Origin of the sequence: Xanthomonas graminis pv. graminis, from assembly GCF_030168915.1 — a bacterium.
GTDB lineage: Bacteria > Pseudomonadota > Gammaproteobacteria > Xanthomonadales > Xanthomonadaceae > Xanthomonas_A > Xanthomonas_A translucens.
On the sequence record NZ_CP076255.1, the window covers coordinates 2,866,868 to 2,886,578 of the forward strand.

17 protein-coding genes are annotated in these 19,711 nt (G+C 69.2%); 3 read left to right on the forward strand and 14 right to left on the reverse strand.

Features of this window, described 5'->3' with window-relative positions; all coding sequences use genetic code 11:
• Nucleotides 1–432 precede the first annotated feature (432 nt).
• The 13 genes from KHF85_RS12435 to KHF85_RS12495 all read right to left on the reverse strand — a co-directional run bounded on the left by KHF85_RS12435 (nt 433) and on the right by KHF85_RS12495 (nt 14,631).
• Entirely contained in the window at nt 433–1,359 is a 927-nt protein-coding gene (locus KHF85_RS12435; protein ID WP_284566813.1) for an IS110 family RNA-guided transposase, read from the reverse strand.
• A 663-nt stretch (nt 1,360–2,022) separates the two neighbouring features.
• The gene (locus KHF85_RS12440) at nt 2,023–3,270 is read right to left on the reverse strand and encodes a glutamate-5-semialdehyde dehydrogenase (RefSeq protein WP_284566898.1); all 1,248 of its coding nucleotides are present in this window, start codon (nt 3,268–3,270) and stop codon (nt 2,023–2,025) included.
• Nucleotides 3,271–3,453: 183 nt separating this feature from the next.
• The gene (gene proB, locus KHF85_RS12445) at nt 3,454–4,644 is read right to left on the reverse strand and encodes a glutamate 5-kinase (protein ID WP_284566899.1); all 1,191 of its coding nucleotides are present in this window, start codon (nt 4,642–4,644) and stop codon (nt 3,454–3,456) included.
• Nucleotides 4,645–4,660: 16 nt separating this feature from the next.
• Nucleotides 4,661–4,918, reverse strand: a complete 258-nt coding sequence (locus KHF85_RS12450; RefSeq protein WP_284566900.1) for a YciI family protein — start codon at nt 4,916–4,918, stop codon at nt 4,661–4,663.
• A gap of 88 nt (nt 4,919–5,006) precedes the next feature.
• On the reverse strand, nt 5,007–5,795 hold the full coding sequence (locus KHF85_RS12455) for a hypothetical protein (RefSeq protein ID WP_284566901.1): 789 nt from the start codon (nt 5,793–5,795) through the stop codon (nt 5,007–5,009).
• A 51-nt stretch (nt 5,796–5,846) separates the two neighbouring features.
• Nucleotides 5,847–7,145, reverse strand: coding sequence for an argininosuccinate lyase (argH, locus tag KHF85_RS12460; protein WP_039006632.1), 1,299 nt, complete (start codon nt 7,143–7,145; stop codon nt 5,847–5,849).
• 142 nt (nt 7,146–7,287) lie between these two features.
• Nucleotides 7,288–8,256, reverse strand: coding sequence for an N-acetyl-gamma-glutamyl-phosphate reductase (gene argC, locus KHF85_RS12465; RefSeq protein WP_284566902.1), 969 nt, complete (start codon nt 8,254–8,256; stop codon nt 7,288–7,290).
• A complete protein-coding gene (locus KHF85_RS12470) occupies nt 8,253–8,864 on the reverse strand; it encodes a GNAT family N-acetyltransferase (protein ID WP_284566903.1) in 612 nt (203 codons plus the stop codon). The genes argC and KHF85_RS12470 overlap by 4 nt, the downstream gene beginning before the upstream one ends.
• Nucleotides 8,865–8,869: 5 nt before the next feature.
• Nucleotides 8,870–10,186 carry an acetylglutamate kinase gene (locus KHF85_RS12475; RefSeq protein ID WP_284566904.1) on the reverse strand — a complete coding sequence of 439 codons (1,317 nt, stop codon included), beginning with the start codon at nt 10,184–10,186 and terminating at the stop codon, nt 8,870–8,872.
• 59 nt (nt 10,187–10,245) lie between these two features.
• Nucleotides 10,246–11,334, reverse strand: coding sequence for an acetylornithine deacetylase (locus tag KHF85_RS12480; RefSeq protein WP_284566905.1), 1,089 nt, complete (start codon nt 11,332–11,334; stop codon nt 10,246–10,248).
• A gap of 116 nt (nt 11,335–11,450) precedes the next feature.
• Nucleotides 11,451–12,695 carry an argininosuccinate synthase gene (locus KHF85_RS12485; RefSeq protein WP_284566906.1) on the reverse strand — a complete coding sequence of 415 codons (1,245 nt, stop codon included), beginning with the start codon at nt 12,693–12,695 and terminating at the stop codon, nt 11,451–11,453.
• Nucleotides 12,696–12,755: 60 nt separating this feature from the next.
• Nucleotides 12,756–13,790 (reverse strand): N-acetylornithine carbamoyltransferase, encoded by a 1,035-nt coding sequence (locus KHF85_RS12490; protein ID WP_284566907.1) that lies wholly within the window; start codon nt 13,788–13,790, stop codon nt 12,756–12,758.
• Between the two features lie 313 nt (nt 13,791–14,103).
• Nucleotides 14,104–14,631: a hypothetical protein gene (locus KHF85_RS12495; RefSeq protein ID WP_284566908.1), complete on the reverse strand. Its 528-nt coding sequence runs from the start codon at nt 14,629–14,631 to the stop codon at nt 14,104–14,106.
• A 195-nt stretch (nt 14,632–14,826) separates the two neighbouring features.
• On the opposite strand from KHF85_RS12495, the gene cysS reads away from it, so the two are divergent.
• The 3 genes from cysS to KHF85_RS12510 all read left to right on the forward strand — a co-directional run bounded on the left by cysS (nt 14,827) and on the right by KHF85_RS12510 (nt 18,015).
• On the forward strand, nt 14,827–16,236 hold the full coding sequence (gene cysS, locus KHF85_RS12500) for a cysteine--tRNA ligase (protein ID WP_284566909.1): 1,410 nt from the start codon (nt 14,827–14,829) through the stop codon (nt 16,234–16,236).
• A 94-nt stretch (nt 16,237–16,330) separates the two neighbouring features.
• The gene (locus KHF85_RS12505; RefSeq protein WP_064539413.1) at nt 16,331–16,768 is read left to right on the forward strand and encodes a SufE family protein; all 438 of its coding nucleotides are present in this window, start codon (nt 16,331–16,333) and stop codon (nt 16,766–16,768) included.
• Entirely contained in the window at nt 16,765–18,015 is a 1,251-nt protein-coding gene (locus KHF85_RS12510) for an MFS transporter (RefSeq protein ID WP_284566910.1), read from the forward strand. Before KHF85_RS12505 ends, KHF85_RS12510 begins: the two co-directional genes overlap by 4 nt.
• A 20-nt stretch (nt 18,016–18,035) precedes the next feature.
• On the opposite strand, the gene KHF85_RS12515 is transcribed toward KHF85_RS12510, so the two are convergent.
• Nucleotides 18,036–19,151 (reverse strand): alpha/beta hydrolase, encoded by a 1,116-nt coding sequence (locus tag KHF85_RS12515; protein WP_284566911.1) that lies wholly within the window; start codon nt 19,149–19,151, stop codon nt 18,036–18,038.
• Between the last annotated feature and the right edge of the window lie 560 nt (nt 19,152–19,711).

Here is a 19,711-nt window from a genome sequence, read left to right on the forward strand (position 1 = left end):
GACGACGACTGTAGGCGCAACCGCTTCCCGGGCGGAAGTGTCTGCGCGGCGCGCAGGGTCCGGCGTGTCCGCACGAGGTCGCGGTGCGGATGCGCCAGGACACGGAACTGGCGGCACCCGGAGCGGCGGCAACGGCGCGCGCGGTGGAGTTGGCGCAGAGCGGACGTTTGCGGGTGTTGTGAAACGGGCAGGCGGCTTCAGCCGCGACAACGCCCGAAGCCGGAAGGACCACCGCTGTGCTCGTCGCGACTGAAGTCGCTCCCACAAGGGCTTCCGCAGCGCAGTCAAGCTACGAGGTCTTTTGCGGGAGGGACTTCAGTCCCGACTGCAGGCCCGTTCTGGCAATTCACCACTTCGCTCGTCGCGGCTGAAGCCGCTCCTACAACGGCCTGCGGATAGCCGGGTGGGTGCACTGTAGGAGCAACTGTCTTCTCATCCGATAACCTCACGCCATGGTGTGCGATCTCGTGCCATGGCGTTGAGTCGGATAAGCAGCACGCGCATGCATGCGGTGATGGCGACCTTGGCGGGCTTGCCGCGTGCCCGTAACTGTTGATAACGCTCCTTGAAGGAGGCTTGAGTGCGCACAACGCTCCAACAGGCCATGTACAGCACTCGTCGGATCGTGGCACGCCCGCCGCGGATGCGGCGTTTGCCGCAGTGCTGCCCGCTGTCCACGTTGTAGGGAGCCAGGCCGACCAGGGCCGCGATCTGGCGACGATCCAGCGTCCCCAGTTCGGGCAGATAGGCCATCAGGCTGGCGGTGGTGACCTCGCCGATGCCCGGGACCGTGCCCAGGGCGTGCGCCAGCGCATCGTCGAGCTGGCACCGCACCTGCTTGATCGCCTGGTTCATCCGCTGGATACGGCGGCGCACGTCGCCGATCTGCTCGATCAGGCACGCGCGCACCATGGCCAGGGTCGCCTGATGCAAGCGACGGCGCTCGTCGTCACGTTGCTGGACCAGTTGCTCGCGGCGCTGGACCAGCATGCGCAGTTGCTCACGCAAGGGATCGGGAGCCGGCGCGGGCGCTTGCACCAGGTGAGCCATGCGCGCCAGCAAGGCCGCATCCAGCGGATCGGTCTTGGCGGTTGTGCCCAAGGCCGTGGCGAAAGCGCGTGCCCGGCGCGGATTGATCCGGGTCACCGGGATCCCTGCCGTGGCCAGTGCCGTCATCACCGCCCGTTCGTAGCCGCCGGTGGCCTCCAGCAGCGCGTTGCCGACGCAGTGCCCGGCAAGGTGGTCGCACAGGCGCTGGTGGCCCTGGGCGGTATTGGGAAAGGACAGCAACTGGTCCAGGGGAAGCACGTGGACGGCCAAGGTGTCCTTGGCCACATCGATACCGATCCAAAGAGGCATAAGCGTTAGGTAGACTGGGGGACAGGAGAGAGCCACCTCGTCGCTGCCCACGCTTGTGAAGTTCGAGCGAACGCTCGTTCAACTGTTCGGGCTAGGCAACGAGGTCGATGTGCGGCCGCCCTGGCTCCTACACGTGCTTGAACACTACGGCCTGTCGGCGTGCCGCACATCGCTCTCCACTCAAACTGTAGAGCAATCTCCAGACACAAGCGGCTTCAGACGCGACAACGTCCGAAGCCGGAAGGACCGCCGCTGCGCTCGTCGCGACTGAAGTCGCTCCCACAAGAGCTTCCGCAGCGCAATCGCGCTACGAGGTCTTTTGCGGGAGGGACTTCAGTCCCAGCTGCATGCCCGTTCGGGCAATTCACCACTTCGCTCGTCGCGGCTGAAGCCGCTCCTACAACGGCCTGCGGATAGCCGGGTGGGTGCACTGTAGGAGCGGCTTCAGACGCGACAACGTCCGAAGCCGGAAGGACCACCGCTGCGCTCGTCGCGACTGAAGTCGCTCCCACAAGGGCTTCCGCAGCGCAATCGCGCTACGAGGTCTTTTGCGGGAGGGACTTCAGTCCCGACTGCAGGCCCGTTCGGGCAATTCACCACTTCGCTCGTCGCGGCTGAAGCCGCTCCTACAACAACGCGCATTCCCCGTCTGCAACGCATGCGTCAATGCCGCACCTGCCCCGCGCCGCGCACCACGAAGCGCTCCACGGTCAGCGCTTCCAGGCCCATCGGGCCGTAGGCGTGCAGGCGCGTGGTGGAGATGCCGATCTCCGCGCCCAGGCCGAGTTCGCCGCCGTCGGAGAAGCGCGAGGAGGCGTTGACCATCACCACCGCCGCGCGCATGGCCTGCACGAACGCCTCGGCGTTGGCCGCGTCGGCGGTGGCGATGACTTCGGTGTGGTCCGAACCGTAGTGGCGGATGTGCGCGATCGCCGCGTCCAGGTCCGGCACCACCCGGATCGCCAGGATCAGGTCGAGGTATTCGGCCGCGTAATCGGCATCGCTGGCCGCGTCGATGTCCGGCAGCAGCTTGCGGCTGGCGTCGTCGCCGCGCAGGGCCACGCCGCGCTGCTGCAGCGCCTGCGCCGCCAGCGGCAGGAAGCGCGCGGCGATATCGGCGTGCACCAGCAGCGTCTCCAGCGCGTTGCACGCGGCCGGGCGCGTGGTCTTGCCGTCCACCAGCAGCTTCACCGCCAGCGCCAGGTCCGCCGAGGCGTCCACGAACATGTGGCAGACGCCCTTGTAGTGCTTGATCACCGGAACCCGCGCGTGCTCGGCGACGAAGCGGATCAGGCCCTCGCCGCCGCGCGGGATCGCCAGGTCGACGATGTCGTTGAGCTGCAGCAGTTCCAGCATGGTCTCGCGGCGCAGGTCTTCCACCAGGGTCAAGGCGTCCTCGCCGATCCCGGCCTCGCGCAACGCGCGCCGCAGCGCGGCGGCGATCGCGGTGTTGGAATGGATCGCTTCGGAGCCGCCACGCAGGATCACCCCGTTGCCGGCCTTGATACACAGCGCCGCGGCATCGGCGGTGACGTTCGGACGCGCCTCGTAGATCATCGCGATCACGCCCAGCGGCACCCGCACCTTCTGTACGCGGATGCCGTTCGGGCGCACGTCGTCGCGGGTGACCTGGCCGACCGGATCGGGCAGCGCCGCCACTTCGCGCAGCGCCGCGGCAACGCCGGCCAGACGCTTGCCGTCCAGCGCCAGCCGGTCGAGCATGGCGCTGCCGACGTTCTTGGCCCGCGCCGCCTCCAGATCGCGCGCATTGGCGGCGAGAATCGTCTCCGCATCCGCCTCCAGCGCCGCCGCCATCGCCTCCAGCAAGGCCTGCTTGGCCGCGGAAGACAATTGCGCCAGCGCCTGCGCGGCATCGCGGCATTGCAGGGCTTGGGTTCGGATCGTGCTCATTGATGGTTCCAGTTGGTTCGGGACTCGGGACTCGGGACTCGGGACTCGGGACTCGGGAAAGTCTGCGTGGGCGGTAAGGACTGTCAAGCCGTCGAAGCGAAAAACGTTAGACGCGTTCTCGCATTTGCCGAAGGTGCGCGATGCAGTGGCGTGTCGGCCTGCGCATGCGCCGACCGGCCACGCTCACACCGAGTCCCGAGTCCCGAGTCCCGAGTCCCGAACAACCACCAGATCGTCGCGGTGAATCACATTCTCTCCATAGCTATACCCCAGGATCGCTTCGATGTCGCGCGAGTGGCGGCGGGCGATGCGGCGCACGTCGGCGGCGGAGTACTGGCTGACGCCACGCGCCAGGCAGCGGTCGCCGGCGCCGTCGCGCAGGCGCACCTGGACCATGTCGCCGCGGCGGAAGTCGCCTTCGGCGCCGGCCACGCCCCCGGGCAGCAGCGAGGCGCCCTTGTCGGCCAGCGCGGCGGCGGCGCCGGCATCGACCAGGATCGCGCCAGGTTCCACCGGTACCTGGCGCAGCCAGTACTTGCGCGCGGCGAGGCGGGTGCGCGCCGGATGGATGCGGGTGCCGCGCAGGCGGTCCTGGGCCAGGCCGCGCACCACCTCGGCGCTGCGGCCGTTGAACAGATAGGTCTCGATGCCGGCGGCGCCGGCCTTGGCCGCCGCCTCCAGCTTGGTGCGCATGCCGCCGGTGCCGACGCTGCTGCCGCTGCCGCCGGCCATCGCCAGCACCGCCGCGGTCAGCTCGGGGACGTCGTCCAGCGGCTGCGCGCGCAGGTCGCTGCGCGGATCGGCGGTGTACAGGCCGTCGATGTCGGTGGCGATGAACAGCGCGTCGGCATCGACCAGCGCGGCGACGATCGCGGCGAGATTGTCGTTGTCGCCGAGCTTGAGTTCGTCCACCGACACGGTGTCGTTCTCGTTGACCACCGGCAGCGCGCCCAGCCGCAACAGCTCGCCCAGGGTAGCGCGCGCGTTGAGGTAGCGGCGGCGGTTGCGCAGGTCGTCGTGGGTCAGCAGCACCTGCGCCACCGGGCGCTCGAAGAAACGCTGCCACAGCGCGATCAGCTGCGCCTGGCCAAGCGCGGCCAGCGCCTGTCGCGCGGCGATCGCCGCGCCGGCCTCGGCGGCGCGCGGCAGGATCGCGCGGCCGGCGGCGACCGCGCCGGAGGACACGATCACCAGTTCGCGCCCGGCCGCCAGGTTGGCCGAGACGAACTGCGCCAGCCCCAGCGCGTAACGCGGCGACAGCCCGCCACCTCCGTCGGCGGCGAGCAGGCTGCTGCCGACCTTGAGCACCGCGCGCCGCCACGGCGGCAGCGCCTGCTCAACGAACGCCGATGCGGCAGCGGTCACCACGCTCATCGCGGACGCGCCCGGCTCATTGCGCGTTCCATGCATGCACGCTCAGTGCGGACGCGTCCTCGATCGCCAGCGGATCCTCGGCGACGATCGCCCGCGCCTGCTCCAGGCTGGCGACGTTCTTCAGCAGGTAGGCGCCACCGCTGCCGTCGCCGAAACCGCCGGCCAGTTCCAGCAGCCCGCGCGCGCGCAAGGCGGCGAGAAAATCGCGGTGCGGCTGGACCACCGACAGCGGAAAGTCCGGCTTGCGTATCGCCATCACCAGATACAACGTCATCGTGCTTCTCCTCGATCGACCAGGTCACCACCCGGCCAACGTGGCCGCGCGCCATTCCCGCACCATCCGCCAGCGGCCGCTGCCGACACTAGCGCACCACCGCCACGCGTGTCGCCGCGAAGTAGCGCAGCAGGCGCCGCATCTTGTCCTGCGCCGCAGCGTCGCCGCCATCGTCGTCCATCCAGCTGGCGTCGGCTTCGGGATGGGGACCGGTCAGCAGCACCGTGCCGGCGCCATAGCCGTAGCGGGCCATGGCCACGTCGCCGTTGCGGTAGTGGGCGATCGGCGCGTAACCCGACGCGGCCTTGCCGGTGAAATACGGACCGTCCTGATAGTAGAAGCGTTCCAGCATCCCATCCCAGCGCACCTCGATCGTATGGTCGCCTTCGTCGTCGATGCCCGAGCCCGGGCGCCCGACCTCCGATTGCAGCGCCACATCGACCAGCCCGATCCAGTCGCGGTCGGCAAGATACGCGCCCATGCACAGGCCGAGGAAGCCCTTGCCGCTGCGCACGAACGCGCGGATCGCGTCGTCGCCGATGGCGGCATAGGCGGCAGGGATGTCCTGCCCGCCGCCGGGCTGGATGTACAGGTCGAATCCGCTCAACGTGCGCGCGTTCACCTTCAGCGGCTCGCGCTCGCCGACATAGGCGAGTTCGAGCTTCAGGCCGCTTCCCTGCAACGCTTTCGCCACCATTTCCGAACAGCCGCGGCAACCGGCCTTGCCCCGGTAGACCGCCACCTTCAGCGCATCACCATCTGCGGCTGTCGCATGCGCCGGCAAGGACAGCCCCAGCAGCAACGGCAACAGCAACGCCGCCAGCACGGCCCAGCCAAGGCGCTTGGCTAGCTGCGGCAGCGCGGTCGATCGGTTCATGCATCCTCCGTCCGATGAAAACCCGTAAACCCAGCGTGGCAGCCTGCTGCCTCAGCCGGCCAGCGCGTCCCAGCGCGATTGCAATTGCGCCAGACGCAGATCGGCGGCGGCACCGGGCGAGACCCGCGCCGCCAGGCTGCCTTCCGGGGTGCGCCCCTGCCCTGCGCTGTCCGCCGACGCGGCGGCGGCCTGGTAGGCCTCGCGGAACGGCACCCCGGCCAGCGCCGCCTCGACCGCGACGTCGGTGGCATACATGCCCGAGTCGATCGCCGCGCGCAGCCTGTCCTCGCGCCACTCCAGGTTGGCCAGCAGCGCCGGCAGCAGCTCCAGCGCGGCCAGGCCGCGGCCGAAGCCGTGGAAGATCGCGCCCTTGCTGCTCTGCAGGTCGCGGTGATAGCCGGACGGCAGCGACAGCAACTGCTCGATCTCGGTGCGCGCCGCGGCCACGCTGGCGTGGGTGGCGCGCATCAGTTCGATCACGTCCGGGTTGCGCTTGTTGGGCATGATCGAGCTGCCGGTGGTGTACTGCGCCGGCAAGGCGACGAAGCCGAACTCGCCGCTGGTGAACAGCGACAGGTCCCAGGCCAGCCGGCGCAGGTCCAGGGTCGCGCTGCCCAGCGCTTCCAGCGCGGCCATCTCGAACTTGCCGCGCGACAGCTGCGCGTAGATCGGGCTGACCTGCATGCGCGCGAAGCCCAGCGCGGCAGTGGTGTGTTCGCGGTCGAGTTTCAGATTGACGCCGTAGCCGGCGGCGGTGCCGAGCGGATTGGCGTCGATCAGGCGCAGCGTGTCGTGGGCGCGGAGCGCATCGTCGATGAAGGCCTCGGCCCAGCCGGCCCACCACATCCCCGCCGAGGACACCACGGCGCGCTGGATATGCGTGTAGCCCGGCAGCGGCAGCGCCTGCTCGGCCTGCGCGCGGTCCAGCGCGACCTTGGCGATCTCGCGGCTCAGCTGCGCCAGCTGCGCCAGCCGTTCCTTCAGCCACAGGCGGGTGGCGACCAGGATCTGGTCGTTGCGGCTGCGCCCGGTGTGGATCTTGCGGCCGGCATCGCCCAGGCGCTCGGTGAGCCGCGCCTCGATCGCCGAATGGCCGTCCTCGAAGCGCGCGTCGAGCACGAACGCGCCGCTGCGGAAATCCTCGGCCAGGATCGCCAGTTCGCGCTGCAGCCCGGCCAATTCGTCGGCCGACAGGATGCCGATGCGCTGCAGGCCTTCGGCATGCGCGCCGCTGGCGGCGATGTCGTGGAGGAAGAATTCGCGGTCCAGGATCACGTCGTCGCCGGCCAGGAAGGCCTGGATCTTGGCGTCAACGGCGACGCCGGGTTTTTGCCAGAGGAGATTGGTCATTGGGGTTCCTTCGGGACTCGGGACTCGGGACTGGGGACTCGGAAAGCGATTGGCTGCGGTCGTTCGGTTCGCGGGCCAGACGAAGATGCTTTTGCCTTTATCGAGTCCCGAGTCCCGAGTCCCGAGTCCCGTCCCAATAGCGTCATTGCGGCTGGCCCATCACTGGAATCGACAGCAACTCGTCCAGTCCCAGCGCCAGATTCAGATTCTGCATCGCCTGCGTCGCCGCGCCCTTGAGCAGGTTGTCCAGGGTCGCTACGACCACCAGGCGCTTGTTGCCCGGGGCCAGGGTGAAGCCGCCGATCTGCACGCCGTGCTTGCCGGCGATGCGGCTGACCCACGGAACCTCGTCGAGCACGTCGATCAGCGGCTCGCCGGCGTAGCGCTCGCGGTAACGGCGCTGGATCGCGTCCAGCGTCAGCGGTTGCTGCAACCACAGGTTCACGGTCATGCTGATGCCGCGGAAATGCGGCGCCACGTGCGGCATGAATTCCACCGGCACGCCCAGCTGCATGGACACTTCGCGCTCGTGCATGTGGTCGGTCAGCGCGTACGGCATCAGGTTGTCGCGCAGCAGCTCGGGGTTGTTCTTGTCCGACGGCGTGGTGCCGGCGCCGGAATAGCCGGACACGCCGAAGCACTGCGGCGGGCCGGCCAGCTGGTCGCGCAGCGGCGCGATCGCCAGCTGCATCGCGGTGGCGTAGCAGCCGGGATTGCTGATCCGCTTCTGCCCGGCATAGCGGCCGCGGGTCAGTTCCGGCAGGCCGTAGTACCAGCTGGGATCGAAGCGGTAGTCGGCCGACAGATCGACGACGATGGTCTCGGCCGCCGCCGCGTCCAGCGCGGCCACGTAGGGCGCGGCCTTGCCGTTGGGCAGCGCCAGCACCACCGCGTCGGCGCGCTTGGCCGCGACCGCGTCGGCATCCAGGTTCTCGTAGCGCAGCTCGCCCTGGTAGGCGGCGCTGTGCTCGGCCACGCGCTGGCCGGCCAGCTCGCGCGAGGAGACGAAGGCCAGCTGCAGTTGCGGATGCGCGGCGACCAGCTTGATCAGTTCGGCGCCGGTATGGCCGCGCGCGCCGACGATGCCGACGCTGTAGGTCTTGGAAGTCATGTATGCGAGTCCAGGCGGAACTGCAGGTGGCGTTTCACCCCGGCCCATTCCGTGTCGATGATGGAGAACACCACGGTGTCGCGCGGGGTGCCGTCGGCGTGGCGTTTGTGGTTGCGCAGCACGCCGTCCTGCTTGGCGCCGAGGCGGGCGATGGCGGCGCGCGAGGTGTGGTTGAACCAGCTGGTCTCGAAGCCGACGCTGAGGCAGCGCAAGGTCTCGAACGCGTACTGCAGCAGCATGCGCTTGACCTCGGTATTGACCCCGCTGCGCTGCACCCGCGGCGCATACCAGGTGTAGCCGATCAGCAGCGTCGGCACTTCGGGGTCAAGCCCGTAGCAGCGGGTGCTGCCGACGACCGCGCCGGCCGCGTCGCGCACCACGAACGGCAGCACCCGGCCCTGCGCCTGCGCGTCCAGCGCCGCGGCCACGTAGCCATCGACCTGGTCCGCAGCCGGCACGCTGGTGTACCACAGCCGCTCCAGGCCGCTGCCGTGCAGCGCCGCGCGCAAGGCCTCGGCATGCGCATGCCGCAACGGCTCCAGCGACGCATGCCGGCCCTGCAGGGTCGGCACGGCGCGCCACAGCGCAGGCAGCAGGTCCAGGGGCATCGCGCTCAGCCCAGCAGGGTCGGCGTGCGGGTGGCGCAATGCGCCACGCAGTGCTGGATCTGCTCGAAGTTCTCCAGCCCGTACCAGAACACCTTCCACTTCTCCTGCTTGAAGCAGCCGTCGGATTCGGCGTAGTAGAAGATGTTGACCGGGTTGTTGTGGCGCGAGCGCCAGAACAGCTGCGGCGTCTCCTCGCGCATCACGTTCCACACCGCGCGGCCCAGGCCTTCGCCCTGCGCGTCGTCGAGCACCGCGAACTTGTCCAGGTAGGTGTAGCCGTCCTCGTGGGTCAGGATCACTGCGGCCCGGTAGTTCTCGCTGACGTAGGCGCGCAGCAGCCGGGTCTTGTCGAAATAGTCCGGCACCAGGGTGCGGCCGAAGCTGGATTCGATCAGCGACTTCAGCCGCTGCGTGTCCAGCTCGCTCCACGCCGTGGCGCGCAGCACCTTCTCGCCGCGCCGCACCAGCGTGCCCGAGCCCTTGTGGGTGAACAGTTCCTTGGCCAGGTCGGCCGGGCGCGTGATCGACACCGACGACTCCAGCGGCAGGCGGTCCAGCAGATCCTTGATCTGCTCGATCTTGACCCGCATGCCGCCGTTGATCCACGGCTGCTGCATGAGGTGCGCGTATTCGGTGGACAGGTTGATCGAATCGATCACCTTGCCGTCCGCGTCGAGCAGCCCGCCGGTGCCGGTGAGGAAGATGATCTTGTACGGCTGCAGTTCCTGCACCAGTTCGTTGGCGGCGAAATCGGCGTTGATGTTGAGGATCTGCCCGCTCGGGGTTTCGCCCAGGCTGGTGATCACCGGGATCGAGCCGGCCTGCAGGCTGGCCTCGATCGGCGCCAGGTTCACCGCCTTGACCTCGCCGACCAGGCCGTAGGTGTCGCGGTCCAGGTACTGCGCCTCGAACACCCCGCCGGTGATCGAAGTGGCGCGCGCGCCGTTCTGCTGCAGCGCTTCGACCAGCTTGAGGTTGGACGCCTGGAACACCTTGCGCACGATCGCCAGCGCTTCCGGCGAGGTCACCCGCAGGCCGTTGACGGTCTGCTTCTCGATGCCGGCGGCCGACAGTTCCGCGTCCAGCTGCGGGCCGGCGCCGTGCAGCACGATCGGGGTCAAGCCGACTTCCTGCAGGAACGACAGCGAGGAGGTCAGCGCCTCCAGGTCGTCGCGCAGCACCGCGCCGCCGACCTTGACCACCGCGAAGCGCTTGGCGTCCAGCTGCGAGAAGCGCTTGAGGTACTGGCTGATCTCCTTGGCGCTGGCCATGCTCGAGAGCAGGCGGACGATGGTCTGGCGGGTTTGCTTGTTGGCGTGCATGGCGGTGATGGCGGTTCCGTGATCCGGGATGGAAGGGCCGTGGCCCCGGCGGCGCGTGCTCAGCGCACGCCGTTGATGATGCGGTCCACCGAGTTCGCGTAGCGCTGCAACTGCTGCAGCGTCACGAACTCGTCGGCGGTGTGCGCCTGGGCGATGTCGCCCGGGCCGTAGACCAGCGCGGTGTAGCCGCCGGCCGAGAACAGCGCGGCCTCGGTCCAGAAGTCCACCGCGTTGCCGATCGGCAGGTGCAGTGCATCGGCGACGTCGCGCGCGACCAGGCGCTTGTCCTCGGCGTGCGCGATGTCGCCGGAAGGCAGACTCGGCCCGCGGAAGGTCTCCTCGAAGTGCGCGGCGGCCGGATCGGCGAAGCCGGCGAAGCTCGCCAGCAGCGCGTCCACGTCCATCGACGGCAGCGGCCGGAAGCCGAAACGCAGCTCGGCCGCTGGCGCGATCATGTTGGCCTTGATTCCGCCCTCGACCCGGCCGATGTTGAAGCGCAAGCCGGTCAGGCCGCCGAAGCGCGCATGCGCCAGCGACTCGACGTGGTCCAGGGCCTTGCCGCCCCAGCGCAGCGCCTGGTGCAGCGCGCTGGCCGACGGATCCTGCTTGCCCGACGCATGCCCGGCACGGCCGGCGAAACGCATCAGCACCGAACTGATGCCGCGATGCGCCAGCACCGCCTCGCCCATCGTCGGCTCGGCCACCAACACCGCCTCGTAGGGAATGCGGCGTTGCAGGAACGCGGCGATGCAGCGCGGATCGTTGGCTTCCTCGTCGCTGGAGAACAGGAACGCGGCATCGCCGTCGCCGGCATTGGCCGCTGCGACCAGCGCCGCGGCCGCGCCCTTGATGTCGCACACGCCCAGGCCGATCACCCCGTCCTCGGTGCGGCGCATGCGGTGCGGATCGGCGCTCCAGTGCGGCGAGTCCGGCACCGTGTCCAGATGCACGTTGAACAGGTACTTGGGCGTGCCGCGCACCGCGTACAGGCTGACCGCACCGGCACCGTGATCGATCACCTCGACCTGGAACCCGGGCAGCTGCGCACGCAGATAGTCGAAGATGCCGCCGGTGCCGATCGCGCGCGGCGGATTGCGGGTGTCGAAGGACACCAGCTGGTGCAGGTGATCGAGCGTCTGTTCGAGCATGAATCGAGGATCCTTCAACACTGCATCCGCTCGTCTGGAGCAGAGCCCCCTTCATGTTGAAGGGGGCGCGCCAACGGCGCGGGGGTTAGGTGGAATGCGCGGGCTCTACGCCCAGCTCAACCGCGGTTGACCTGGGCGTAGAGCGTCGAGCTCATCCCGAACAGCTTGATGAAGCCTTCCGCCTCGGCCACGCCCCAGTCCGCCGACTGCGCGTAGGTCGCGCCCTTGGCGTTGAGCAGGTGCGGCGACTTCACCGCCACCGCATCGACGCGACCGCCGCGGGTTTCCAGCGTGACTTCGCCGTTGACCTTGGCCTGCGAGGAATCCAGGAACGCCTCCAGGTCGGTCTTCAGCGGATCGTGGTAGAAGCCTTCGTAGACCAGCTCCACCCACTTGCGCGCCACGTCCGGCTTGAAGCGGTTCTGCTGCTTGGTCAGCACCGCGTCTTCCAGCGCGCGGTGCGCGGCCAGCAGCGCGATCAGGCCCGGCGCCTCGAACACGATGCGGCCCTTCAGCCCGATCACGGTGTCGCCGGTGTACATGCCGCGGCCCACGCCGTACGGGGCGAACAGCTTGTTGAGCTTGGCCAGCAGCTTGGCGCCTTCCAGCGGCTTGCCGTCCACCGCCACCGCTTCGCCGTGCTCGAACTTCAGGGTCACCGTCAGCGGCTCGATCGGCCACGCGCTGCGCGGCGCGCACCAGCCGCGGGTGCCCTCGCCCGGCGCTTCCCAGCGGTCGATCTCGCCGCCGGACATGGTCACGCCGAGCAGGTTCTCGTTGATCGTGTAGGCCTTCTGCTTGGCGCGCACGCCGAAGCCGCGTTCTTCCAGATACTTCTGTTCGTAGGCACGGGTCTGGGTGTGCTCCTTCTGGATCTCGCGGATCGGCGCCACGATCTCGTAATCGCCCAGCGCCTTGACCGCCAGGTCGAAGCGCACCTGGTCGTTGCCCATGCCGGTGCAGCCGTGCGCGATGATCCGGGTACCCAGCGCGTCGGCGCGCTTGAGCGCGGCATCGACGATCAGGTAGCGGTCGGACACCAGCAACGGATACTGGCCCTGATAGCCCTCGCCGGCCCACACGAACGGCTTGACGAAGCCGCTCCAGATCGCCGGGCCGCCATCGACGGTGACGTGGCTGGCCGCGCCCAACTCGGCGGCGCGCTTTTCGATGAAGTCGCGCTCCTCCTCGTCCACCCCGCCGGTATCGGCGAACACCGTGTGCACGGCATAGCCCTTGGCCTGCAGATAGGGAATGCAGAAGCTGGTGTCCAGGCCGCCGGAGAAGGCCAGGACGATGTCCTTGGTGCCGGGACTCGGGACTCGGGACTCGGGACTCGGAGAAGCGGTGGATTGCGACATGGATGAACTCCTGGGGGAATGCTGGATAAGAAAGAAATACGAAGATGCCCGGCTTGGACTTTACGAGTCCCGCGTCCCGCGTCCCGCGTCCCGCACCAACGCCGCCATCACCGCCTTCTGCACATGCAGCCGGTTCTCGGCCTCGTCGATGGCGATGCAGTTCGGCGAGTCCATCACCGCGTCGGTGGCCTTGACGTTGCGGCGCAGCGGCAGGCAGTGCGAGAACACGCCGTTGTTGGTCAGCGCCATCTTGCGCTCGTCGACGATGAAGTGCTGGTACTGGTCGCGGATCGGCTTCTCCGGGCCCCAGTTGCCGAAGAACGGCAGCGCGCCCCAGCTCTTGGCGTAGACCACGTCGGCACCGGCATAGGCGCTGTCGATGTCGTGGCTGACCTGCAGCGAGCCGCCGCTCTCGGCCACGTTCTGCGCCGCCCAGTCCATGTAGCGTTGGTCCAGCACATAATCCGGGGTCGGGCACAGCAGGGTCACGTCCATCCCCAAGCGGGTGGCGATGGTCAGCGCCGAATTGGCCACCGCGGTGTTCAGCGGCTTGGGGTGGTAGGTCCAGGTCAGCACGTACTTCTTGCCGCGCAGGTCCTGGCTGCCGAAATGCTCCTGCAGCGCCAGCGCGTGCGCCAGCTCCTGGCACGGGTGGGTGATGGTCTCCATGTTGATCACCGGCACCGGCGAGTACCGGGCGAAGCTCTGCAGCACCAGGTCCTCGCGGTCCTTGGACCAGTCCACGAACTTCGGGAACGCGCGCACCCCGATCAGGTCGACGTAGCGGCCCAGCACCCGCGCCACCTCGGCGATGTGCTCCTCGGTGTCGCCGTCCATCACCGTGCCCAGGTCGAACTCGATCGGCCAGGCGTCCTTGCCAGGCTGCAGCACCACCGCATGCCCGCCCAGCTGGAACGCGCCCAGCTCGAAGCTGGTGCGGGTGCGCATCGACGGGTTGAAGAACACCAGCGCGATCGACTTTCCCTTCAGCTCGCTGCCCAGCTTGTTGCGCTTGAACAGCGCGGCCTGGGTCAACAGCGCGTCCAGCTCGGCCCGGCTCCAGTCCTGGGTGTTCAAGAAGTGCTTCAGAGACATCGGTCCATCCTTTGCTGCGTGGAGCCACCGCGGCGGTGGCGTGCGCGGGACGCGCAGGGGTTGCTCGGTAGTTCTTTACGGGTGAAACCTTTCCGCAGGATGAAAACGAAAAAACCCAGCCTCGGGCTGGGTTTTTCAGAACGAACGGCACAGCGCTCCGGTTACCCAGCCAGGATGTGGGATTCCGGTCGGCGCGCGCGCGACGTCATGCCCGAAGCCATGCGTGCGGCGCTGAGATCGTGCTGGGGCAGGTTCGCTTTCATCGGCGCGCATCCTCGCACGCGCACGCCGCAGGCGCAAGCGCGCGCGGCGCTCAACGCGGCGGCACCACGACCGCGTCGGGTACGTACGGCGCCACCGACACGCGGATGCGCAAGCGGTTGCCCGGATCCTCCGGCAACCGCGAGCGGTACTTGGTGCCCTTGTACACATAGTCCACGTCGTAGGCGATCGGGCGCCGGAACTCGCGGCCGACCTCGACGGTGCGGCAGTTGCGCCCGCTCGACGCGGGCACCGGCGTGGCGGCGGCCGGCGCTGGCGCCTCTTCGTGGCGGCGGCTGAAGATATCTTTGACCGAATCCATCAGCCGGTTCAGGCGGCTGTCGTCCTCCAGCTTGGCCGGGGCCGGGGCCGGGAGCGGCGCCTGCACCGGATCGCATTGCTGTTCGGTGCGGGTGGCACGCAGGGTCTGGTAGACCGGCTCCACGTTCAGCACCTGCGCGTAGTCGAGCTTGACGTTCTCGATCACCACCACGCGGTTGCGCGCCTCGCTGTCCTGCGCCCAGGCCGGCGCGGCGCATGCGAACAGGCCGACCAGCGGCAACAACAGGTACGGACGCATCGGCACCAGGCTTCGAAGGACAGATCGATCAGTGTAGGCATCGCAGCTTGCGTCGGGCTGAACGCAAGCCCACGCCGCAGCCGCATGCACCGGCTTGGGGCGTCCTGCGCCACACGCCCGGCCGGCACGGGTAAGTGATGAGACGCTCCGGGCCGCTGCCGGTAGAATCGCAAAGCTTCCCCACGCCCGATGCCGATGAGCCTGCGCCTGCACAACAACCTGACCCGCCGGGTCGACGCCTTCGAACCGCTCGATCCGATCGCCGGTCCCACCCTGTACGTGTGCGGCCCCACCGTCTACAACTACGCGCACATCGGCAACGCGCGCGGCCCGGTGGTGTTCGACGTGCTGGCCGCGCTGCTGCGGCGCCGCTACGGCGCGCTGCGCTACGCGCGCAACATCACCGACGTGGACGACAAGATCAACGCCGCCGCACAGGCGCAGGGCGTGCCGATCGCCACCATCACCGACCGCTTCGCCGCCATCTACCGCCAGGACATGGCCGCGCTGGGCGTGGCGCCGCCGGACCTGGAACCGGAGGCCACCGCGCACATCCCGCAGATCGTGGCGATGATCGAGCGGCTGGTCGGCAGCGGCCACGCCTATGCCGCCGAGGGCCATGTGCTGTTCGCGGTGGCCAGCTTCGCCGGCTACGGCAAGCTGTCGCGGCGCGACCCGGAAGAGATGCTGGCCGGCGCCCGCGTCGAGGTGGCCCCGTACAAGCGCGATCCCGGCGACTTCGTGCTGTGGAAACCGTCCAGCGGCGACCTGCCGGGCTGGGATTCGCCGTGGGGCCGCGGCCGCCCAGGCTGGCACATCGAATGCTCGGCGATGGCCGCCGCGCACCTGGGGCCGACCATCGACATCCATGCCGGCGGTGTGGACCTGCAATTCCCGCATCACGAGAACGAGATCGCGCAGAGCGAGTGCGCCCACGGCGGCGCCACCTTCGCCCGGTTCTGGTTGCACAACGGCATGCTCAACTTCAGCGGCGCCAAGATGAGCAAGTCGCTGGGCAACATCGAGACCGTGCACGACCTGATCGCCCGGCATCCGCCGGAAGCGCTGCGCTATGCGTTGTTGAGCGCGCACTACCGGCAGCCGCTGGATTGGTCCGATGCGCTGATCGAGCAGTGCAAGAACACCCTGGACCGGCTGTACGGCACCTTGCGCGCGTTGGACGCGATCCAGGCCAGCGCCTCGATTCCGCAGGCGATCGAGGCCGCGCTGGAAGACGACCTCAACACCCCGCAGGCGCTGGCCGAAATGGCACGGATCGCGACGGTGGCGCGGCAACTGCTCGCGCCGGCCGGCGGCCCCGACGCAGCGCGCGACGCACAGTTGCAAGCGCAATTGCAGCAGGCCAAGTCCGATCTGCTCGGCGCCGGCCTGGCGCTGGGTCTGCTGCAGCAGACGCCCGAAGCCTGGTTCAACCGCGGCGTTGGCGACGGCGACGACGCGCGCATCCAGGCGCTGATCGACGAACGCAGCGCCGCCAAGCAGCAGCGCGAGTTCGCCCGCGCCGACGCGATCCGCCAGCAGTTGGCCGCCGAAGGCGTGGTGCTGGAAGACACGGCGCAAGGCGTACGCTGGAAGCGCAGCTGAGCCCTTGCTTCTCCCCGCGGGCGAGGGTGCGCCTGTACCCTCCCTCCCCTCTCCCGAGGGGAGCCGGGCTTTACCGCTTGATCCTGGATTTGCGATGACCGATACCGATTTCCCGCTGGAACCCACGCCCGCCGATGCCCAGGCCGCCATCGCCGAGGAATTCGGCTTCTTCGGCGATTGGTCCGAGCGTTACCAGTACCTGATCGATCTGGGCCGCAAGCTGCCGGAGTTCCCCGAGGAATGGAAGACCGAGCAGCACCGCCTGCATGGCTGCCAGTCGATGGTCTGGATCGTGCCCGAGGGCGATGCGCAGCGGCTGGTGTTCCATGCGATCAGCGATTCGGCGATCGTCTCCGGGCTGATCTACCTGGCGCTGCGGGTCTACTCCGGGCGCAGCGCCGCGCAGATCCTGGCCACCGCACCGGACTTCGTCGCCGCGATCGGCCTGGGCAAGCACCTGTCGCCGACCCGCAGCAACGGCCTGGCCGCGATCCTGGGCTTCATCCAGGACAGCGCGCGCGCGCAGGCATGAGCGCCCCGCTGCCCTCGCCCGCACAGAGCCTGCGCACGCTGCTGGCGCATCCCGGCTTCGCGCTGGTGCTGGCCTACCGCATCTGCACGATGCTGTCCTACCAGATCGTCGCGGTCACGGTCGGCTGGCACATCTACGAGATCACCCGCGATCCGTTCTCGCTGGGCTTGATCGGGCTGGCCGAGATCCTTCCGTTCTTCTGCATCGCGCCGTTCGCCGGCTACCTGGTCGATCATCTGCCGCGGCGCCGGCTGGGCATGCTCGCCAGCCTGGGCGTGATCTCGACCGCGGCGGTGCTGACCGCGCTCACCCATGGCTGGCTGCCGGTGCACGGCGTGTGGCCGATCTACGCGGCGATCACGCTGACCGGCGCGGCGCGGGCGTTCCTGTCGCCGGTCTACAACGGGCTGTTCGCGCGCGTGCTGCCGCGCGAGGCGTATGCGCGCGGCGCGGGCGTCGGCAGCGTGGCGTTCCAGGCCGGCATGGTGATCGGGCCGGCGCTGGGCGGGGTACTGGTCGGCTGGGGCGGCAAGGGTCTGTCCTACGGCGTGGCGATGGCGGTGGCCTGCGTGGCGATGCTGGCGCTGGTGCTGCTGCGCGTGACCGAGCCGGTCAACGAAGGCCCGCGTGCGCCGATCTTCCGCAGCATCGCCGAGGGCGCGCAGTTCGTGTTGTCCAACCAGATCATGCTCGCGGCGATGGCGCTGGACATGTTCTCGGTGCTGCTCGGCGGCGCGGTGTCGATGCTGCCGGCCTTCATCCACGACATCCTGCATTACGGCCCCGAGGGCCTGGGCATCCTGCGCGGCGCGCCGGCACTGGGTTCGGTGCTGGTCGGACTGTGGCTGGCGCGGCGGCCGCTGCAGCGCAATGCCGGCCGCATCCTGCTGCTGGCGGTGGCCGGCTTCGGCCTGTGCACCATCGCCTTCGGCCTGTCGCGGCATTTCTGGCTGTCGGCGGCGATCCTGCTGGTCTACGGCATGTGCGACGGGGTGTCGGTGATCGTGCGTTCGACCATCCTGCAGCTGGCCACGCCGGATGCGATGCGCGGCCGCGTGTCCTCGATCAGCGGCATCTTCATCGGCTCGTCGAACGAGCTGGGCGCGTTCTACGATGGGGTGATGGCGCGGCTGATCACGCTAGTGCCCGCGGTGGTGGTGGGCGGATGCGTGACCTTGGTCGTGGTCGGCGTTACTGCCTGGAAAGCGCCGAAGCTGCGCAAGCTGGATCTGCGCGAACTGCAGTGACGGTGCGCTGACCGCACCGCTCAGCGCGCGGCGGCGTCCTCGCGCGCATCGGCGTCCCACGCCGCCGCGCAATCGGGTACGTTCGCCGGCGGGCGCAGCCCGCCCTTGCCGGCCAGGAACCGGCAGGTCGCCGCGAACACCGCCGGCACCGCCCTGGAGCGGATCGGCGACGCCAGCACGTGGTTGCCGGCATCGGCGAAATCCACCGCCTGGCGCAGCGCCGGCGGCGTGCCCAGTTGCGCGAACATCGCCTGCATCGCCGCCACCGACACAGTCGCGTCCTGATGCTGCGCATCGCGATAGTAGTAACCGAGGAACACCGGCACGTGGATCCGCGCATAGGTCGCCGGCAGCATGCCGCCGCGGGTCAGCGCGGCCAGCGCGCGGTAGCCGTCGACATGAGTGGCGTCGGCCCAGTAGCCGCTGTCGACCGGGTAGCGCATGACCGGATCGCCGCCGTTGCGCGACCACAGCAGCAGCTGCGCGCCCCACGGCCACAGCATCGGCTGCAGTTGCTCGCCGTGCTCGCGCACCAGCGGCGACCACAGCACCAGGGCCTGCACCTGTTGCGGGTGTGCGGCCACGGTCTGCAGCGCCAGCGCGCCGCCCATCGAATTGCCGATCACCACCACCCGCCGGCCCAGCACCCGCGCCACCGCCAACGCCTCGGCGGCGCCGCCGAGCAGGCGCGGCGCATCGATGCCGCGCAAGGCGTCGGCGGCGACCAGCCCGTGCCCCGGCAAGCGCGGCAGATACAGATTGCAGCCGAAGCTGCGCGCCAGGCGCCGATGGGTCGGCGCGCCCTCGCCCTGGCTGGCGGTGAAGCCGTGCAGATAGACCATGGCGCAGTCGCGCCGTCCCGGATGCGCTGGATCGGCCCAGACGATGCGCGCCTGGTTGTCCGCACGCAGGCCGGCAGTGGCCCGTTCGCGCGCGTCCAGCCAGGCTTGCAGCGCAAGCGGATCCTGCGGCACCGCCGGCAACGCGATCTGCGGCAGCGCCGGGCTGACCCGCGGCCCCAGCGCCAGCACCGCCAGCAGCACCAGCAAGAACAGCAGCGGCCAGCGCGCGTAGCGCCAGACACGGGCGCCAAGCGCGCGCGGCCGCGCTGCGCCGGAAACGGATCCACGCCTCATGTGCACACGTCCGCTGCCCGCCGCGGACAGCGCCGCGCACGCGGCGACCTGCCCGGCACGCCGCGCGTAGCGCTGTCGGCGACGACAGCGTCGCAGCGCCGCGCGGCAGGACCATACACGGCCAAGGCAACCGCGCGCTGCGGCGCAAAAACAAGACGACTGGAAAGCATCGGAAAGCGGCGGCCACGTGGCCGTGCGCCACACGTTGAGTGTGGGGTGGCGCCATGACAGGTGCATTTAAATCCGATACCGGCCAGGCGTATGCGGCCGCACAGGCACGCTCTTCCCGGCTTGCGCAAGCTTCGCCGCATGCGGATCCGGCGCATGTGTCTACGACCTTGCCGCGTCGTGTGCGCCGGCTCGCTTGCACTGCGGCGGACTTGGTTTTCCTGGCACTCGCGCGGCGCGACTCGCATGCGGTCGCGCGCGCTGGTGCCATGCAGCGGACCTGCGTACCACGGCCGAGCTGCAGCGCCTCTATGCGGAAAGGCTAGCGAAAGCCACGCATGGAACCGTCAATCCAGAATCGGCGGCAGCGTCTTGACGCAACCCCACGTTCG

What these genes read in the sequence shown, in the direction of transcription:
- argC (WP_284566902.1), bottom strand. Translation starts at nt 8,256, where the DNA reads ATGACTTCCAAGACCTACAGCGTCGGCATCGTCGGCGCGCGCGGCCAT.
- argH (WP_039006632.1), bottom strand. Translation starts at nt 7,145, where the DNA reads ATGACCAATCTCCTCTGGCAAAAACCCGGCGTCGCCGTTGACGCCAAG.
- KHF85_RS12490 (WP_284566907.1), bottom strand. Translation starts at nt 13,790, where the DNA reads ATGTCTCTGAAGCACTTCTTGAACACCCAGGACTGGAGCCGGGCCGAG.
- KHF85_RS12505 (WP_064539413.1), top strand. Translation starts at nt 16,331, where the DNA reads ATGACCGATACCGATTTCCCGCTGGAACCCACGCCCGCCGATGCCCAG.
- KHF85_RS12450 (WP_284566900.1), bottom strand. Translation starts at nt 4,918, where the DNA reads ATGACGTTGTATCTGGTGATGGCGATACGCAAGCCGGACTTTCCGCTG.
- KHF85_RS12495 (WP_284566908.1), bottom strand. Translation starts at nt 14,631, where the DNA reads ATGCGTCCGTACCTGTTGTTGCCGCTGGTCGGCCTGTTCGCATGCGCC.
- KHF85_RS12515 (WP_284566911.1), bottom strand. Translation starts at nt 19,151, where the DNA reads ATGAGGCGTGGATCCGTTTCCGGCGCAGCGCGGCCGCGCGCGCTTGGC.
- KHF85_RS12470 (WP_284566903.1), bottom strand. Translation starts at nt 8,864, where the DNA reads ATGCCCCTGGACCTGCTGCCTGCGCTGTGGCGCGCCGTGCCGACCCTG.
- KHF85_RS12475 (WP_284566904.1), bottom strand. Translation starts at nt 10,186, where the DNA reads ATGCACGCCAACAAGCAAACCCGCCAGACCATCGTCCGCCTGCTCTCG.
- proB (WP_284566899.1), bottom strand. Translation starts at nt 4,644, where the DNA reads ATGAGCGTGGTGACCGCTGCCGCATCGGCGTTCGTTGAGCAGGCGCTG.
- KHF85_RS12440 (WP_284566898.1), bottom strand. Translation starts at nt 3,270, where the DNA reads ATGAGCACGATCCGAACCCAAGCCCTGCAATGCCGCGATGCCGCGCAG.
- KHF85_RS12435 (WP_284566813.1), bottom strand. Translation starts at nt 1,359, where the DNA reads ATGCCTCTTTGGATCGGTATCGATGTGGCCAAGGACACCTTGGCCGTC.
- KHF85_RS12510 (WP_284566910.1), top strand. Translation starts at nt 16,765, where the DNA reads ATGAGCGCCCCGCTGCCCTCGCCCGCACAGAGCCTGCGCACGCTGCTG.
- KHF85_RS12455 (WP_284566901.1), bottom strand. Translation starts at nt 5,795, where the DNA reads ATGAACCGATCGACCGCGCTGCCGCAGCTAGCCAAGCGCCTTGGCTGG.
- KHF85_RS12485 (WP_284566906.1), bottom strand. Translation starts at nt 12,695, where the DNA reads ATGTCGCAATCCACCGCTTCTCCGAGTCCCGAGTCCCGAGTCCCGAGT.
- KHF85_RS12480 (WP_284566905.1), bottom strand. Translation starts at nt 11,334, where the DNA reads ATGCTCGAACAGACGCTCGATCACCTGCACCAGCTGGTGTCCTTCGAC.
- cysS (WP_284566909.1), top strand. Translation starts at nt 14,827, where the DNA reads ATGAGCCTGCGCCTGCACAACAACCTGACCCGCCGGGTCGACGCCTTC.